Raw genomic sequence first — 16,156 nt, forward strand, 5'->3', positions numbered from 1 at the left:
TAAAATAAGCTACAGTTCTAACACGAAGCAGTTTAGTTTTTAGTTAATTTATTCAGTTTGTGGGAACCCCGGCTTTTAGCCGGGGTTTTTTTAGTTGAGCAACTGTCTATATTTTTCTTGTTTCCCTGGTTTAACAGCATCACAAACAAGTGCTTTTTTAATTACAGACGGTTCGGTGGTTTGGTTGGTAGCTAGCTCATAATATTCTTGAACAGTAAACTTGGCTGGGTGTTCTTGTTGTAAAATAAATTCGTCCCCTACCTTTACAGTTCCTTCTTCCAATACCTTTATATAGGTGCCAGGACTAGGATATTCTAAAAATTCTTTAATCACAGCGGCATTATTAAACCTAATCCCTAATTTAAAACAAGGTTGTCTAGGTTCAGATATTTGGACCAGAGCACTACCAACTTTATAAATATTACCAATATAAAGTTGCGTTTCATCAAAACTAGTTACGGTAAGGTTTTCTCCAAACATGCCATAGTGCCAATCTAGATTTGGATATTTTTCTTTCCAATACGGATAATGGTGTGTGGAATACAAATAGCATGCTTTGTAAACTCCTCCATGATGTTTTCTGTCAATCACGTTGTCTGATTTTACATCTGTTTTACCTAGGAAAATAGGTTGATTTATTGGCTTTTTAAAGATGCCCGTTTGGACTTCTTTTTTGCGCCATATTACTGTGGTCCTTTCTCCAAGGTTAGTACTTACTATTTTCATAGTTTTAAAGATAGCTATATGCCCAGTAGATTAGAACAAATTGCAAGGGAATCCGTAATAGTAAAATCCATTTTGGAATACCAGCCGCGGCTTTTTCACTACTCAACATGTAAAAATGAATGCTAAAAAATAGAATTAACATTAAAATTAAAGCGTAAATAGCCCAGTCTTTGGTGCTTGGAAAACACAGACCTACTGCTACGGCTATTTCTGCAACACCACTCCAGAGCACTAGCGTTTTGTGTGCGGGTAAATAACGCGGCATTACACGCATAAAAACTTTTGGTTTTATCAAGTGCATTGTTCCTGCAAATCCATACAAAAAAGCCATTAAATAAAGGTGCCAAGGCATAAAAGTTAGTTTTAAGATTTAAAATACCAAAAGGGAATGGTTTCTTCAACAGTGACTACCAAAGAATCTTTTTCTTTTTTCTTTCGCACTAAATTGATAACATGATTACCTTCGTTTAAGTCTCTTATATTTAAATAGGTTATAAAGCCCAGTAAATCTCTTTCGTCTGTGGTGGCAATAAAATCGGCATCTCTCATAACACCATCAATGGTAAAGTAATGCATTTGATTAAAAACTTTTAAATACTTTTTGCGTAAACTAGAAAGTTTTTTGCTATTTGCCATCGAACTGTCAGAATTATTGATGGTTAAATTAAAAAGTTCTGTTCTAATGCCCCGTTTGTCTATTTCTGGTTTTAGAATACTATCAAAATTAAACACTAAATCGTCTAAATCTTTTGAGTACGGCAAGGTGATTTCTAAATAATTGTTCTGTATTAATTTAGAAGGGATAACCATTTTTCCAGGCATGTCTTGTTTTTTTGTTAGCATATCCCGGTAACTATTTTTATGAGCAAAAACATTATTAGATGTTTCTAAATCATTAAAATAATTGGTATTACTATATTCAATATTTACAATCAGCGCAATAATTATATAAATAGGCAACAAGAAAAATATAATTCGCTTACCGAATTTATTATCTAAAAAATTATAGGTTAACGCCCTGTATAAAAAAGAAAACGTAATAAAGCTGAACACCCAGTAAATTGGAAAGTAGAGCTTGCTTACCCATTTATTCTTTTTTAGTAGGCCTTGGGTGATAAAATCTATAAATACAATTATTCCTCCTAAATTTAATACCATAAAAATAATGACGGAAAGTACTTGTAACCAGTCAGGATAACCTTTGCTAGTAATTAAGGTATGCAATAATATGGAATTGATGGCAAGTACAATGAAGAAAGAGAAAAAGTAAAATATTAACAAAAAAGTAAGGGCAAAGATGATACTGCAGTAGTTTTCTAGATTAGCTATATATCTATCAAACGGACCAATATTTTTTGCTAAGTGCTTTTCAAATTTTTTGGAGTAGTTTAATTTTTCGTAATTGATGTCGCCAGAAACATACCTTAATCCTAAAGAGCCTATCCATAACCCCCTAAGAATAATATGCGTGATTAAATTAAAGATTAAAATATACACGGAAACAAGTGCCAAAGAATGGCTAAAGACACTAAGTTCATTGCCAATATAGTTGGCTATAGCGCCTTGTTCTCTCAAAGGTTCTATTGCATTAAAAAGCCCATAAAGGACAAAACCTGAAAGTAATAATTCTAGTTCCCAACTTTGCTGTTGTAAAGCATCTAAAAAACGTTTAAAACTTGGAGTACGGTAATCTGTATTCAATTTGTGAGTTGGTTTAAAACCCAAGATACCTAAATAATTAAAATACTATCTAAAAACTGTATTGAAGACTTAAGTCTTTTTTTTGTGTATTAAAAGTTGATTTTACCTATTGAAACAATATTCAATATTCTTTAAACTCAAGAAAAATTAAGTAATTGATAATACTGTAGCTTAGAATTGGCTGTATGGTCAATCAAGTATATATTTAACCCATTCAATAAAGCAGACCGAATGCCAAGCAAACCAAAAATAGCACCAAAGGAACTTTATAATTATGTAAAGACCTCTTATTACAATTTTAGCCATAATAAGATGGCAAATAAGGCGCTAAAAACTATTGAAAAGGAAAAAGGGAAAGCAAACCCTAAAGAACTAAAATTGGCAGAAGCTTATGCTAAAGATATATTGGGTTGGAAAGGGTATGCCCCTTGGTTAAAAGCATATACAGCTATGGCTGGGGAATTTAAAGAAGGGTGGTTGCCAGAAAATTATTTTGGAAACGTAGTTGTTCCAAAACTTCAAGGAGAGGTTGGTAAAACATCATTCTTAAAACCACTTTCTAAAAGACTGTTTGAAAGTGACGCTTTCTCTGATATAGGTTACTTAGTTAATCGTTCATTTTATGATAAGAATTATAAAATATGTTCCGCTTCAGAAATAAAAGAGAAATTATTCTCAGAATCTGGTAAGATTGTTTTTAAGTTGAATAATTCTTTCCAAGGTAGGGGAGTTTTTGTGCTAGAGCAAGCTACATTTAATACAAAACAGGTGGTTAAATTTGGTGCTGGGGTGTTTCAGAATTACATAGAACAGCATTCCTTTTTTAATCAAATTATGCCTAACTCTGTTGCGACCATTCGCTTATTAACGGTTCTGGATGATTTTGGAGAATCATCTTTAAGAGCTGCTTATTTGCGAGTTGGCAGAAATAAGGATTCTCATGTAAAATCTAGTTCTCAAATTGTAGTTCCTATAGCCTTAGATTCCGGAAATTTGAACGAACTGGGGCACTCCAAAATGTGGTTTACTATTAAAGAACATCCAGATACTAATTTTAAGTTTAAAGGGGAGCAGATACCAAGATTTAAAGAAATGGTAGAAACCGTATTAACAATGCAGAAGAAAATGTCTTTTGTTCGATGTATTGGTTGGGATGTAGTTTTAGATAAAGATGACAAAATACAAGTTATGGAATGGAACGGATTCCATACGGGTATTGGTTTTGCAGAATTTACTCAAGGACCATGTTTTAAAAATTTAGGATGGGAACACTTGTGGAAAGAATAAAAAAACCGTCTAAAGTCTATTTAAAGACTTTAGACGGTTTTATATATATAGATTCCTGACTTTGCAGGAAGTAGTGTAACACTACTTAATCATCTCGTAACTTCTAGAGATAAATTTGGTCAATTCTTCACCCTTTAATAGGCCCTTAGATAAACGTGCTAAATCTAAAGATTGACTTATTAATCGTTCTTTTTTCTTTGCCGTTTTAGTGTTTAGAATTTCACCAACTAATTCGTGGTTTGTATTCACAATAAGATTATACATATCTGGCATATTCCCCATTCCAAACATACCACCGCCACCAGTCTGTTGCATATCTTTCATTCTACGCATAAATTCTGGTTCTGTGATAATAAAAGGCTGGGCGGTGCTATCCATAGCTTCTAATTGTACAGTGTAGGTACTATTTTCTCCTAAAACGCCTTCTAAATCAGCCTTTAATTTATCTTTTTCTTCATCAGATAACTTAGAAATAGTATTATCCTCTTTTTTAATAAGATTGTCTACATGGTCAGCATCTACACGAGCAAAACTTACATTTTCCTTAGAGGTTTCTAATTTCTGAATCAAGTGTGGTACAATAGGAGAGTCTAATAATAAAACCTCATAACCTTTTGCTTTGGCAGCTTCAATATAACTATGTTGGTTTTCTTGGTTAGAAGCATAAAGTAAAACTAATTTACCATCTTTATCGGTTTGGCTTTCCTTAGTCTTTTCTTGTAGTTCTTCAAATGTGTAAAATTTTCCATCTACCGTAGGGTACAAAGCAAATTTTTCTGCGCGATCATAGAATTTGTCTTCAGAAAGCATTCCGTATTCTATGACCACTTTAATATCATTCCATTTTTGTTCAAAATCTTCTCTGTTGTCTTTGAACAAGGAGTTTAGCTTGTCTGCAACCTTTTTAGTGATATAAGAAGATATTTTCTTTACCGCACCATCTGCTTGTAGATAAGAACGGGATACGTTTAAGGGAATGTCTGGTGAATCTATTACCCCGCGTAACATGGTCAAGAACTCTGGAACAATACCCTCTACATTATCCGTAACAAATACTTGATTTTGGTAAAGCTGTATTTTGTCTTTCTGTATGTTTAAGTCGTTTGTAAGCTTAGGAAAATAAAGAATACCCGTAAGATTAAATGGGTAATCTACATTTAAGTGAATGTTAAATAGCGGCTCTTCAAACTGCATAGGATAAAGTTCCCGGTAGAAGTTTTTGTAATCTTCACTTTCAAGGTCCGTTGGTTTTTTAGTCCAAGCAGGGTTAGGGTTATTAATAATGTTGTCTACTTCTTGTGTAGGCGCTGGGTCATCTTCTTTAGCATCTTCTGGTTTAGGTAGAGTTTCTGTACGTGTGCCAAATTTAATAGGTATTGGCATAAACTTGTTGTACTTAGTCAACAACTCCCTAATTTTAGCTTCTTCTAAAAACTCAGTAGAGTCCTCGGCTACATGCAACACTATTTCTGTTCCGCGCTCTGTTTTATTAGCTTCAGAAAGTTCAAATGTTGGAGAACCATCACAGACCCAACGTACCGCAGGTTCATCTTTAAAACTTTTGGTAATTATTTCTACTTTCTCTGCTACCATAAAAGCGGAGTAAAAACCAAGACCAAAATGGCCTATTATGCCCGTGTCTTTGCCAGAATCTTTGTATTTATCTAAAAATTCTTCTGCACCAGAGAATGCTACTTCGTTTATGTATTTTTTAACTTCATCCTCTGTCATACCAATTCCCTGGTCAATAATGTGGATTTTTTTAGCATCCTTATCCACTTTAACCTCTATCATTGGATTGCCGTAATCTACCTTTGCCTCACCAATTGCAGTAAGGTGTTTTAGCTTTAGGGTAGCATCTGTTGCATTAGAAACCAATTCTCTCAAAAAGATTTCATGGTCACTATACAAGAATTTTTTAATTAATGGAAAGATGTTTTCTACAGAAACATTGATTTTACCTGTTGCCATTCTTATCTGTATTTAGTTGTTTTTTGTTAGACTGTTATAAACTTTTTACTGTTGGCTTTTAGTCAAAAAAAATACCATTCTGTAAAAACTGACAAACTGGCATTTGGGGTTAAAAATTAGATATTAAGAAAGTTTAACACAAATTAATATGTTTAACATAATGCAAAATAAATTAAACATAATTATATTTGTATTGTTGTGGTGAAAAAAATGCTATGAAAAAGATACTCTACAACAAGAGTTGTTTATTTATTGGTTAGGTTGTTGAAAGTGCACTTTTGCTAGAAGGTGCACTTTCTTTTTTCTTGTTGTAACTTTAGGTTGAAATAAATAAAAAATTAATTAAACAATATTTTAGATATGGCTACAAAAAGTACTGCTTCCAAAATGACAGAAGATAAAATTTTGGGTTTTTATATGGATGAGGTTCTGGAACAAGAAGCCTATCCAAAATCAGTTTATAAGTTCTGTAAGAATCATAAGATTAAAGAAGAAGAGTTTTACACATTTTTTGGTTCGTTTGAGGCCTTAAAGGAGCGTGTTTGGCATAAATTTTATGAGAATACTATTAATGTATTGCACAAGAATGGCGAATACACCTCTTTTACAAATAAAGAAAAATTGTTAAGCTTTTATTACACATTTTTTGAGGTGTTAACCCTTAATAGGAGTTATGTTCTTTATGTTTTAGGGGAGCACGTAACTATGCCAGATAGGGTAAAGGAATTGAAGTCGTTAAGACCCAAGGTTAAGGCATTTGCAAAAGATTTGGTAGAGGCAGGGAATGAAGGCAAAACCTTGAAGATTACAAAAAAGAACCCCCAAGTTTTTGCAGAAGGAGCATGGTTTCAATTTTTGTTTCTGCTTAGATTTTGGGTAAAGGATAGTTCTGCTGGATTTGAAAAAACAGATATGGCTATAGAAAAGTCTGTAACTACAGTTTTTGATGTTTTTGATAATACACCTCTAGATAGTCTGTTAGATTTTGGAAAATTCTTGTACAAGGAAACCGTAACTAAATAATGGAGTAGAATGAAAACATTGGATAAAATACCAACAGGTAAGTTGGAACGTGCAGGGAAATTGGTAAAGACCGGTGTTAAAATTGGTGGCAACTACGTTAAATACTATGGTGCTAAATTAATAGATGCAGAAAAGGCTAAAGAGCAATTAAATGAAGATAATGCAGAAGATATTTATGACGGATTAAAGGATTTAAAGGGTAGTGCATTAAAAGTAGCTCAAATGCTTAGCATGGAAAAAAATTTGCTACCCAATGCTTATGTAGAAAAATTTTCTTTGTCTCAATTTTCGGTACCTCCATTATCTGCCCCGTTAGTACGTAAAACTTTTAAAAAGTACTTAAATAAATATCCTGAAGAAGTTTTTGATTCGTTTGAAAAAGATAGTGTCAACGCCGCGAGTATAGGCCAAGTACATAGGGCTGAAAAAAATGGAAAAAAATTGGCAGTTAAGATTCAATATCCAGGAGTTGCAAATAGTATTAGCAGTGATTTGGCTTTAGTGAAACCTGTGGCAATACGGATGTTTAATCTGCAGGGCAAAGATTCTGATAAGTTTTTTAAAGAGGTAGAAGGTAAGTTGTTAGAAGAAACAGATTATGTTTTGGAGTTGCAACAAAGCCAAGAAATTACAACAGCTTGCAAGAGCATACCTAATATGCGTTTTCCATCGTATTATCCAGAGTTGTCTAGTGAACGTATTTTAACTATGGATTGGATGCAGGGGAAACATCTGAGTGAGTTTGCCAAGACAAATTTCTCTCAAGAAGTAGGTGATAAGCTAGGTCAGGCACTTTGGGATTTTTATATGTTTCAAATTCATGGCTTAAAAAAAGTGCATGCAGACCCTCACCCAGGTAATTTTTTGGTTAATGATGCGCACGAATTAATTGCCATAGACTTTGGTTGTATTAAGTTAATACCAGATAGTTTTTATGTGCCTTATTTTGAACTGGCAGAAAAGGATAACATATCTAATCCAACAATTTTTTCAGATAAGTTGTATGAACTAGAGATATTAATGCCGACAGATACGGACCAGGAATTACAATTTTTTACAGAACTATTCAAAGAAATGCTTACGCTCTTCACTTCGCCTTTCCATGAGGATACCTTTGATTTCGGAGATGAAAAATTCTGGGGGCAAATTGCAAATTTAAGTGAGCGTTATTCCAAAGATCCGCAAATCCGTAAAATGAATGGGAACAGGGGTTCCAAGCATTTTTTATACATGAACAGAACTTTCTTTGGGTTGTACAATTTACTGCATGACCTTAAAGCTAAAGTAGAAGTAAATAATTTTAGGAAATACCTTTAAACTATATTATTTCTTTAGATAGTTGCTTTTAATTTAGCATTTCTTAATTTGCACCGCTAAATTTTTTAAAATCCAAAAAATAAAGGTGATGTTCGCCTCTAAAAACTAAAATTGTGGCTATGTACAATGCTAAGATAAAAGGGCTTGGGTTCTACGTCCCAGAAAATGTAGTAACTAATGATGATTTGTCCAAAATCATGGACACTAGTGATGAATGGATTCAGGAGCGTACAGGGATTCAAGAACGGAGACACGTTGTAGGAGGTGGTGATACTACAACTTCTATGGGTGTAAAAGCTGCAAAAGTTGCAATAGAACGGGCTGGCCTTGATAAAGACGATATAGATTTTATCATATTTGCTACCCTTAGTCCAGACTATTATTTTCCTGGTCCAGGGGTGCTTGTGCAAAGAGACTTGGGTATTAAAACGGTTGGGGCATTAGATGTGCGTAACCAATGTTCTGGGTTTGTTTACGCACTTTCTGTAGCGGACCAATATATAAAAAGTGGTATGTACAAAAACATTCTTGTGATTGGCTCAGAAGTACATAGCAAGGGGTTAGATATGACTACCCGTGGTAGAGGTGTTTCTGTGATTTTTGGAGACGGAGCTGGTGCTGCCGTGGTTAGTAGGGCAGAAGAAGGTAGTAAAAGTGGAATTTTATCTAGTCACTTGCACTCAGAAGGGCAACATGCGGAAGAATTATCTGTGATTGCGCCAGGTATGGGCAAAAGATGGGTGACAGATATCATTGCTGATAATGATACAGAAGACACTTCTTACTTCCCGTACATGAACGGACAATTTGTTTTTAAAAATGCGGTAGTTAGGTTTAGTGAGGTAATTAAAGAGGGGTTAAAAGCAAACGATTTGCAACCGCAAGATATAGATATGTTAATTCCACACCAAGCAAATTTAAGGATTGCACAATTTGTGCAAAACAAATTTGGGCTAGCAGATGATCAGGTGTATAATAATATTATGAGTTATGGTAATACAACAGCTGCTTCTATTCCAATTGCATTAACAGAAGCTTGGGAGCAAGGAAAAATTAAAGAAGGAGATTTAGTAGTGTTAGCTGCTTTTGGTAGTGGATTTACTTGGGGTAGTGTAATCTTACGTTGGTAACAGAAAAATGCCCTAGCTACAAATTGCTAGGGCAAGACAGACCTTTGGAAAAACTAACCAACCAAAAAACATTTCAAAGGTCGTTCCGTTTTTCTGCTAACATTATTAACTTATATAATAGACTGTAAAAAAGGGTTAGATGTTACAGTAAAACAAAAAAAAGAAATATCTGTAAAGAAGTAGCCCCGGGATTAACCGGGGCTTTTTACATTGATAAGCTATACTAAACACTAACCATTAACTATAAAAAATACAGTCTTACCAATGAGTTTGTAACTTATATATTTTATAAGACGTAAGAATAAATGATTCGTTACGACTAAAAATTACAATTAACAGTATTTTAATATTATGGAGACTACTTTAGTCTTTGGAGCCTCATTAAAACCTAATAGATATAGCAATATGGCTATTAAAAGGCTTCAAGAAAAAAATGTGCCGACAGTAGCTTATGGTCTGAAGGCTGGTTTGGTTCATTCTATACAAATTACGACCAATTTGGCGGAAATTCCAAAAATTGATGTGGTTACTTTGTACATAAATCCGAGCCGTCAGAAAGAATTTTACCAAGATATCATCAACCTAGAACCTAGAAAAGTAATATTCAATCCAGGTACGGAAAATCCAGAATTCTATGAGCTTCTTAAAGTTCATGGGATAGAGGTGCAGGTTGCTTGCACCTTGGTTTTGTTAGCTACAAATCAATATTAAGCAGGTTTTTTAATGGCATAAAGACCAATAAACGTTAAAAGGCCATTAAGTGGTAGCAATTCGTAACCCAGAACATAACCACCTAAATGCTTAGGGTCTATGGCGGCAATAGAGCTAATAATTATTACAGAAACTATGGCTACTACCCAAACCCACTTATCGTGTATTTGGTAGTTGGTAAATATTCCAAAGGCAAACAAACCAAGTAATGGCCCATACGTATATCCAGCTACGGTAAGTAAGCTGTCTATAACATTGCTGTTTAAGATGTATTTAAATGCAATGATAACAATGACTAGGGCTAAGCTCATATAAATGTGGGTTTGTTTTCTTACCTTCTTCTGCTTTGCTTCTGTTTTTTTGTCAATTTTTAAAAAATCTACACAAAACGAAGTAGTTAAAGAAGTTAGAGCGCTATCTGCGCTAGAATAAGCAGCGGCAATTAATCCTAGCATAAAAGTAATGCTGAGTACTAACCCTAAGCCAGAATTGAGTGCTATCTCTGGGAATAGCAAATCTGTCTTTGGATTGCCATCTAATAGCGGTAAGCTTATGTTGTTGTGGCCTGCATATATAAATAAAAGAGCACCTAACAACATAAACATAAAAGTAACGCCTACTAGGACAATGCTAAAAGAAACCATGTTTTTCTGTGCATCTTTTAAGTTTTTGCAAGTAAGGTTTTTTTGCATCATATCTTGATCTAAACCTGTCATGCAAATGGTGATGAACATACCGCCAAGGAACGATTTTAAAAAATGATTCTTCGCTTTAAAATTGTCTGTAAATACAATTCTACTGTAATTTTTAAATTCTTCTGAAGATAGAAAATCACTGAACGTCCAGTTTAATTTGTCTAGAATAAGAAGTATTGATAGCAACACTGCAATAATCATAAAAGAGGTTTGTAGTGTGTCTGTCCAAACTATTGTTTTTATTCCCCCTTTATTGGTGTAAATCCAAATGAGTAAAACAGAAAGAATTACTGTAATTTCAAAAGGTATGTGGAAGGCGTCAAAAACAAATTGCTGCAGTACTATAGCTACTAAAAACAGTCTAAAGGCTGCGCCCAGTACACGAGAAATAAAGAAGAAAAATGCTCCCGTTTTATGGCTGGTGGGTCCAAATCGTTCTAAAAGATACTCATAAATGGAGGTTAAATTAAGTCTGTAATAAATAGGTAAAAGCACAAAAGCGACAACAAAGTAACCTACTAAATAGCCAAAAACTACCTGCATGTAACTAAATTGTGAGCTATCTACCCAGCCAGGTACAGATATAAAGGTGACTCCAGATAAAGAGGCGCCAACCATGCCAAAAGCAACCAAATACCAAGGAGATTGCCTACCAGCTTTAAAAAAATCAGCATTACTATCATTCTTACCTGTAAAATAAGATATGCTCATAAGAACAAGAAAGTACCCAGCTATTAGGATGAGGATTTGGATAGCACTCATAAAATTGGATTAAAATACAAAGAACAACAACTTTGAGCAGAAGATAAAATCGTAATTTTGCAATATGGAATTTTCGTCTAAATTGTTGGAGAATGCGGTGTACGAGATGTCTCAATTACCCGGTATTGGTAAGCGAACTGCCTTAAGATTGGTGTTGCATTTATTAAGGCAGCCAGAGCAGCAAACCTACCATTTAGCAAATGCTATAGTTAAGTTAAAAGACGAAATTAATTTTTGTAAAAATTGTAATAATATATCGGATACAGTACTATGTGAAATTTGCGCAAACCCAAAAAGGGAAGCTTCAATTATATGCGTAGTAGAGGATATTAGAGATGTTATGGCAATAGAGAATACGTCTCAATTTTTAGGGCATTACCATGTATTGGGCGGTAAAATTTCTCCTATGGAAGGGATTGGGCCACAAGACTTATCCATTATTCCTTTAATTAACAAAGTTAAAGAAGGTAAGGTAGCCGAGCTCATTTTTGCATTAAGTGCATCAATGGAAGGAGATACCACCAATTTTTACATTTATAAGCAGTTAGAGGGTTTAACGGTTAAAACATCTACCATTGCTAGAGGGATTGCTGTTGGGGACGAATTAGAATATGCAGATGAAGTTACTCTAGGAAGAAGCATCTTAAATAGAATACCTTACGAAAATTCCTTAAAGACAAATTAATATGCACTGCATAATAAAATAGGGATTTAATTGTTATTTTTGCAAAATAAAAGGACTCAAACACACTCTTATTAAGAATATGTCAAAATTTGAATTGAAATTACCGCAAATGGGGGAGAGTGTTGCAGAAGCAACATTGACCTCTTGGTTAAAAGAAGTAGGGGATACTATAGAAATGGACGAGGCTGTTTTTGAAGTAGCAACGGACAAGGTAGACTCAGAGGTGCCTTCTGAGGTAGAAGGCATTTTGGTAGAAAAGAAATTTGATGTAGACGATGTTGTAAAAGTAGGGGATGTTGTTGCAATTATAGAAATTGAGGGTGAAGGTGCTGTAGCGATTACTGCGGCAGCAGTGGAAGAAGAACCTGCACTGGAAAAAGAAGCAGCGGTTTTAGAAGAGCAGATAAACCATGTTAAAAATGATGTATCTCCTGCTGGTGAAGAAGTATCATCTTCAGATAGGTTTTATAGTCCATTAGTAAAAAATATAGCTAAAGAAGAAGGTGTTTCTTTGGCAGAATTAGATGCTATAGAAGGAACGGGATTAGAGGGTCGTGTAACTAAAAATGATATTTTAGATTACGTGGCACAACGTACTTCTGGTGGTGCCATAGCGGAGCCGATAGTACCTCCGAAACAAGAAGCTCAAGTTTTAAAAGAACCAAAAACAGCTTCTGCACCTGCTGCCAAAGCTACTCCTGTAATAGCTAAGGATGGAGATGAGCTTATACCTTTAAGTAGAATGGGTAAGCTAATTGCACACCATATGGCAGAAAGCGTGTCTACCTCCGCTCATGTGCAAAGTTTTATAGAGGTAGATGTTACCAATGTGGTCAATTGGAGAAATAAGGTTAAAAATGAATTCCAAAAAAGAGAAGGAGAAAAGTTAACTTTTACACCCATCTTTATGGAGGCTATAGCAATGGCACTTAAGAAATATCCATTGATGAATATAAGTTTAGATGGGGATACCGTTGTTAAAAAGCGTAATATTAATTTAGGTATGGCTGCCGCTCTGCCAGATGGTAATTTAATTGTTCCTGTAATTAAAAATGCAGACCAGTTGAATTTGGTAGGCATGGCAAAGATGGTGAATGATTTGGCTAACAGAGCCAGAGCTAACAAATTAAAGCCAGATGAGGTTAAAGATGGCACCTACACCGTTACAAACATTGGTAGTTTTGGTAGTGTTTTTGGAACGCCAATCATCAATCAGCCACAAGTGGGGATTTTAGCCTTAGGAGCAATTAGGAAAATTCCATCGGTAATAGAAACACCAGAAGGGGACTTAATAGGTGTACGTAGTAAAATGTATCTATCACACAGTTATGACCATAGGGTGGTAAACGGTGCTTTAGGAGGTATGTTTGTTAAAGCGGTAGCAGATTACCTAGAAGCCTGGGATATTAATAGGGAAATCTAGGCTTTCTTAGAAAAGCCAGTATCTTTGCGCCCCAACGTAAGCAAAGTTTATGGAATTAAAATTAGCTAAACCCATTTGTTTTTTCGATTTAGAAACTACAGGAACAAATGTGGCAAAGGACCGTATTGTAGAAATTTCAATATTAAAGGTTTTTCCTAACGGTAATAAAGAAAGTAAAACTTGGCTGGTAAATCCAGAAATGGAAATACCAGCAGAAGTAGTTGCGGTACATGGTATTTCTAATGATAAAGTGGCTCATGAGCCAACATTTAAACAATTATCAAAAGAAATCTATAATATGATTAAGGATAGTGATTTAGCCGGATTTAATTCGGATAGATTTGATATTCCTTTATTAGCAGAAGAAATGCTACGCGCAGAAGTAGATTTTGATATGAAGCATATGGTTTCTGTAGATGTGCAAACCATTTTTCATAAAATGGAGCAAAGAACATTGTCTGCGGCATATAAATTTTACTGCAACAAATCTTTAGAAGATGCTCATAGTGCGGCAGCAGATACCAATGCAACCTATGAGGTGCTTTTAGCACAATTAGACCGTTATCCAGAGCTGGAAAATAATATCAAAAAACTTTCAGAATTTACAACTAGAAGAAAAGCGCTTGATTTTGCAGGTTTTATAGCAAAAGACAAAAAAGGTGAACCAATCTTTACCTTTGGTAAGCATAAAAACAAAAAAGTAGAAGAGGTTTTAGAAAAAGAACCTGGCTATTATGGTTGGATTATGAATGCAGACTTTCCATTGTATACCAAAAAAGTTTTAACGCAGTTAAAATTGAGCAAACTAAACAATAAGTTGTCTTAATGCGTTTGTTTTGGTTTTTTTTGCTTTGTAGTGTAGCAATTACAGGACAAGAAGTAGATTTTGAGGGTTATATTAAAGATGTAGATACAAAAGAGCCAATACCTTTTGTAAATATAAGTTTTTTAAACACCTTAGTCGGTACTTCAACTGATGAAGCAGGCCATTTTTTATTGACTATTCCTGAGCCTGTTTTGCAAAAGCAAGTGCATATATCTTCTATAGGTTATAAAGATACTATAGTAGCAGCAAATACTATTTTTCTAAAGAAAGGCTTTTACATAAAGGCAGAAGCGATGGCTTTAGAAGAGGTGGTCTTGGCAGAAGATTTTGGGGATAGTAAGGTATTAAATCCCGTAAGTAGCTATAGCATCACAAGCGGTTTTGATGCTTCCTCTACTCCTTGGATTCTAGCACTTTACTTTCCAAACATTGGTGCGGCAAAAAAATATCTAGAAAAAGTAACTATTTTTTTCAGAGATAAAAACGAGTTCACCCGAGACCGAGCAAAATTTAGGTTAAGGTTTTTTGGGGTAGACCCAATTACTAAAGAGCCAACCGTAGACTTAACCCGTAAAAGTTTGGTTTTAGAAGCGGTAAAAGGAAAAGAATTTACAGCGATAGATGTGACTGCTATGAAGTTGAAAATGCCAAAAGAAGGGGTTTATGTGGGGTTAGAGTGGCTCTTTATACCTTACAATTGGTATAAAAAGGATGAAAAAGATAATATTACCAATAAACCAAGAATAGAAGATAGGTTTGCTCCAACTTTTGGCGGTGTTTACACTACCAATAGCAATTATAAAGTGTATGTTTATGGTATGGGAGCATGGAGGCCTTTTGATGTAAAAGCAAGAGGCAATAGTCAGCATTTTATCCCAGCGGTGAGTTTAAAAATTGGTCAAAAACTATAATGCTTTTTAGCTATGAAATTAATTTGCATAGGCAGAAATTATGCTGCGCATATAGATGAGCTTAATAACGAACGTCCTACGGAACCAGTGGTGTTTATAAAACCAGATTCTGCTGTTTTGCCTAAGGAACAAGATTTTTATATTCCAGAGTTTTCATCAGATATACACTATGAAGTGGAAGTTTTGGTGAAAATTAAAAAGGTGGGAAAGCACATAGACCAAAAATTTGCGCATAAGTATTATGATGAAGTAAGTTTGGGTATAGATTTTACAGCAAGAGACCTACAATCAAAGCTTAAAGAAAAAGGATTGCCTTGGGAAAAAGCTAAGGGTTTTGATGGTGCTGCAGTAATAGGGAAATGGTTGCCTAAAGAAAAATTTAAGAATTTAAACAATCTTAAATTTTCTTTACATAAAAACGATACGTTAGTCCAAGACGGAGATACTGCCTTGATGCTTTGGAAAATAGATGAGCTTATTGCGTATGTATCTTCCTATTTTATGCTTAAAAAAGGAGATGTAATCTTTACGGGAACGCCAGCAGGTGTTGGAAAAGTCTTGCCTAATGATTACCTTGACGGTTATATAGAAAATGACCAAATTTTTTCAATCAACATAAAATAATGATTTATAGTCTAGATAAGATTAACGAGATGGCGGATGGCGATCAAGACTTCGTAGTCTCCGTAATTTCGGTTTTTCTAGAAGAAGTGCCGTCTGATGTAGCTGCTCTAGAAAACGCTATTGCTGCAAAAGATTACGAACAGATTCGTAAAATGGCACATAAAATCAAGCCCAATGTAGACCTGCTTGGTATGGAACAAACTCGTGCTAATGCTTTAGATTTAGAAACCTTAGGCAAGAATCAGGGGGACATGGACGAAATCGAAAAAAAGTTCCCAATGCTAAAATTAGATATTGAGCAGGTAATTGGTGAGCTAAAAACAGATTTTAAACTCTAGTTAAAGTAAAATAACCCCGTCGTTTT

At 34.6% G+C, this 16,156-nt stretch carries 16 protein-coding genes; 11 read left to right on the forward strand and 5 right to left on the reverse strand.

Annotated features, from left to right (window positions below):
- Window positions 1-90 precede the first annotated feature (90 nt).
- From FBT53_RS14740 to FBT53_RS14750, 3 genes are read right to left on the reverse strand one after another with little or no spacing between them, the layout of a single operon-like run.
- Complete coding sequence (locus tag FBT53_RS14740; protein WP_136951959.1) at window positions 91-726, reverse strand: MOSC domain-containing protein; 636 nt, start codon at window positions 724-726, stop codon at window positions 91-93.
- A gap of 4 nt (window positions 727-730) precedes the next feature.
- Window positions 731-1,078, reverse strand: a complete 348-nt coding sequence (locus FBT53_RS14745) for a DoxX family protein (protein WP_136951960.1) — start codon at window positions 1,076-1,078, stop codon at window positions 731-733.
- Between the two features lie 11 nt (window positions 1,079-1,089).
- Window positions 1,090-2,427 carry a hypothetical protein gene (locus FBT53_RS14750; protein WP_136951961.1) on the reverse strand — a complete coding sequence of 446 codons (1,338 nt, stop codon included), beginning with the start codon at window positions 2,425-2,427 and terminating at the stop codon, window positions 1,090-1,092.
- 231 nt (window positions 2,428-2,658) lie between these two features.
- Here FBT53_RS14750 and FBT53_RS14755 point away from each other — a divergent pair, with 231 nt between their 5' ends.
- Complete coding sequence (locus FBT53_RS14755) at window positions 2,659-3,714, forward strand: sugar-transfer associated ATP-grasp domain-containing protein (RefSeq protein WP_136951962.1); 1,056 nt, start codon at window positions 2,659-2,661, stop codon at window positions 3,712-3,714.
- 81 nt (window positions 3,715-3,795) lie between these two features.
- On the opposite strand, the gene htpG is transcribed toward FBT53_RS14755, so the two are convergent.
- Window positions 3,796-5,685 (reverse strand): molecular chaperone HtpG, encoded by a 1,890-nt coding sequence (gene htpG / locus FBT53_RS14760; RefSeq protein ID WP_136951963.1) that lies wholly within the window; start codon window positions 5,683-5,685, stop codon window positions 3,796-3,798.
- Window positions 5,686-6,045: 360 nt separating this feature from the next.
- On the opposite strand from htpG, the gene FBT53_RS14765 reads away from it, so the two are divergent.
- From FBT53_RS14765 to FBT53_RS14780, 4 genes are all read left to right on the forward strand, one after another.
- On the forward strand, window positions 6,046-6,708 hold the full coding sequence (locus FBT53_RS14765; protein ID WP_136951964.1) for a TetR family transcriptional regulator C-terminal domain-containing protein: 663 nt from the start codon (window positions 6,046-6,048) through the stop codon (window positions 6,706-6,708).
- A gap of 9 nt (window positions 6,709-6,717) precedes the next feature.
- Window positions 6,718-8,025: an AarF/ABC1/UbiB kinase family protein gene (locus tag FBT53_RS14770; RefSeq protein ID WP_136951965.1), complete on the forward strand. Its 1,308-nt coding sequence runs from the start codon at window positions 6,718-6,720 to the stop codon at window positions 8,023-8,025.
- A 119-nt stretch (window positions 8,026-8,144) separates the two neighbouring features.
- Complete coding sequence (locus tag FBT53_RS14775) at window positions 8,145-9,155, forward strand: 3-oxoacyl-ACP synthase III family protein (RefSeq protein ID WP_136951966.1); 1,011 nt, start codon at window positions 8,145-8,147, stop codon at window positions 9,153-9,155.
- A gap of 351 nt (window positions 9,156-9,506) precedes the next feature.
- Window positions 9,507-9,866 (forward strand): CoA-binding protein, encoded by a 360-nt coding sequence (locus FBT53_RS14780; RefSeq protein ID WP_136951967.1) that lies wholly within the window; start codon window positions 9,507-9,509, stop codon window positions 9,864-9,866.
- On the opposite strand, the gene FBT53_RS14785 is transcribed toward FBT53_RS14780, so the two are convergent.
- Entirely contained in the window at window positions 9,863-11,323 is a 1,461-nt protein-coding gene (locus FBT53_RS14785) for a sodium:solute symporter (RefSeq protein WP_136951968.1), read from the reverse strand. The two genes, FBT53_RS14780 and FBT53_RS14785, sit on opposite strands and share 4 nt — an antisense overlap.
- 64 nt (window positions 11,324-11,387) lie before the next feature.
- Between FBT53_RS14785 and recR the strand changes: the two genes are divergently transcribed.
- The 6 genes from recR to FBT53_RS14815 all read left to right on the forward strand — a co-directional run bounded on the left by recR (window position 11,388) and on the right by FBT53_RS14815 (window position 16,130).
- Window positions 11,388-12,008 carry a recombination mediator RecR gene (gene recR / locus FBT53_RS14790; RefSeq protein ID WP_136951969.1) on the forward strand — a complete coding sequence of 207 codons (621 nt, stop codon included), beginning with the start codon at window positions 11,388-11,390 and terminating at the stop codon, window positions 12,006-12,008.
- Window positions 12,009-12,087: 79 nt separating this feature from the next.
- A complete protein-coding gene (locus tag FBT53_RS14795; protein WP_136951970.1) occupies window positions 12,088-13,431 on the forward strand; it encodes a dihydrolipoamide acetyltransferase family protein in 1,344 nt (447 codons plus the stop codon).
- Window positions 13,432-13,480: 49 nt separating this feature from the next.
- Window positions 13,481-14,257: a 3'-5' exonuclease gene (locus FBT53_RS14800; RefSeq protein WP_136951971.1), complete on the forward strand. Its 777-nt coding sequence runs from the start codon at window positions 13,481-13,483 to the stop codon at window positions 14,255-14,257.
- A complete protein-coding gene (locus FBT53_RS14805; protein ID WP_136951972.1) occupies window positions 14,257-15,168 on the forward strand; it encodes a carboxypeptidase-like regulatory domain-containing protein in 912 nt (303 codons plus the stop codon). Before FBT53_RS14800 ends, FBT53_RS14805 begins: the two co-directional genes overlap by 1 nt.
- Before the next feature lie 12 nt (window positions 15,169-15,180).
- Complete coding sequence (locus FBT53_RS14810) at window positions 15,181-15,792, forward strand: fumarylacetoacetate hydrolase family protein (protein WP_136951973.1); 612 nt, start codon at window positions 15,181-15,183, stop codon at window positions 15,790-15,792.
- Window positions 15,792-16,130, forward strand: coding sequence for an Hpt domain-containing protein (locus tag FBT53_RS14815; RefSeq protein ID WP_136951974.1), 339 nt, complete (start codon window positions 15,792-15,794; stop codon window positions 16,128-16,130). The genes FBT53_RS14810 and FBT53_RS14815 overlap by 1 nt, the downstream gene beginning before the upstream one ends.
- Window positions 16,131-16,156 lie beyond the last annotated feature (26 nt).

It is taken from the genome of Flavobacterium sp. ASW18X, assembly GCF_005144745.1.
Lineage (GTDB): Bacteria > Bacteroidota > Bacteroidia > Flavobacteriales > Flavobacteriaceae > Croceivirga.

What these genes read in the sequence shown, in the direction of transcription:
- FBT53_RS14755 (WP_136951962.1), top strand. Translation starts at nt 2,659, where the DNA reads ATGCCAAGCAAACCAAAAATAGCACCAAAGGAACTTTATAATTATGTA.
- FBT53_RS14745 (WP_136951960.1), bottom strand. Translation starts at nt 1,078, where the DNA reads ATGCCTTGGCACCTTTATTTAATGGCTTTTTTGTATGGATTTGCAGGA.
- FBT53_RS14800 (WP_136951971.1), top strand. Translation starts at nt 13,481, where the DNA reads ATGGAATTAAAATTAGCTAAACCCATTTGTTTTTTCGATTTAGAAACT.
- FBT53_RS14785 (WP_136951968.1), bottom strand. Translation starts at nt 11,323, where the DNA reads ATGAGTGCTATCCAAATCCTCATCCTAATAGCTGGGTACTTTCTTGTT.
- FBT53_RS14765 (WP_136951964.1), top strand. Translation starts at nt 6,046, where the DNA reads ATGGCTACAAAAAGTACTGCTTCCAAAATGACAGAAGATAAAATTTTG.
- FBT53_RS14740 (WP_136951959.1), bottom strand. Translation starts at nt 726, where the DNA reads ATGAAAATAGTAAGTACTAACCTTGGAGAAAGGACCACAGTAATATGG.
- FBT53_RS14775 (WP_136951966.1), top strand. Translation starts at nt 8,145, where the DNA reads ATGTACAATGCTAAGATAAAAGGGCTTGGGTTCTACGTCCCAGAAAAT.
- FBT53_RS14815 (WP_136951974.1), top strand. Translation starts at nt 15,792, where the DNA reads ATGATTTATAGTCTAGATAAGATTAACGAGATGGCGGATGGCGATCAA.
- FBT53_RS14805 (WP_136951972.1), top strand. Translation starts at nt 14,257, where the DNA reads ATGCGTTTGTTTTGGTTTTTTTTGCTTTGTAGTGTAGCAATTACAGGA.
- FBT53_RS14780 (WP_136951967.1), top strand. Translation starts at nt 9,507, where the DNA reads ATGGAGACTACTTTAGTCTTTGGAGCCTCATTAAAACCTAATAGATAT.
- htpG (WP_136951963.1), bottom strand. Translation starts at nt 5,685, where the DNA reads ATGGCAACAGGTAAAATCAATGTTTCTGTAGAAAACATCTTTCCATTA.
- FBT53_RS14770 (WP_136951965.1), top strand. Translation starts at nt 6,718, where the DNA reads ATGAAAACATTGGATAAAATACCAACAGGTAAGTTGGAACGTGCAGGG.
- FBT53_RS14795 (WP_136951970.1), top strand. Translation starts at nt 12,088, where the DNA reads ATGTCAAAATTTGAATTGAAATTACCGCAAATGGGGGAGAGTGTTGCA.
- recR (WP_136951969.1), top strand. Translation starts at nt 11,388, where the DNA reads ATGGAATTTTCGTCTAAATTGTTGGAGAATGCGGTGTACGAGATGTCT.
- FBT53_RS14810 (WP_136951973.1), top strand. Translation starts at nt 15,181, where the DNA reads ATGAAATTAATTTGCATAGGCAGAAATTATGCTGCGCATATAGATGAG.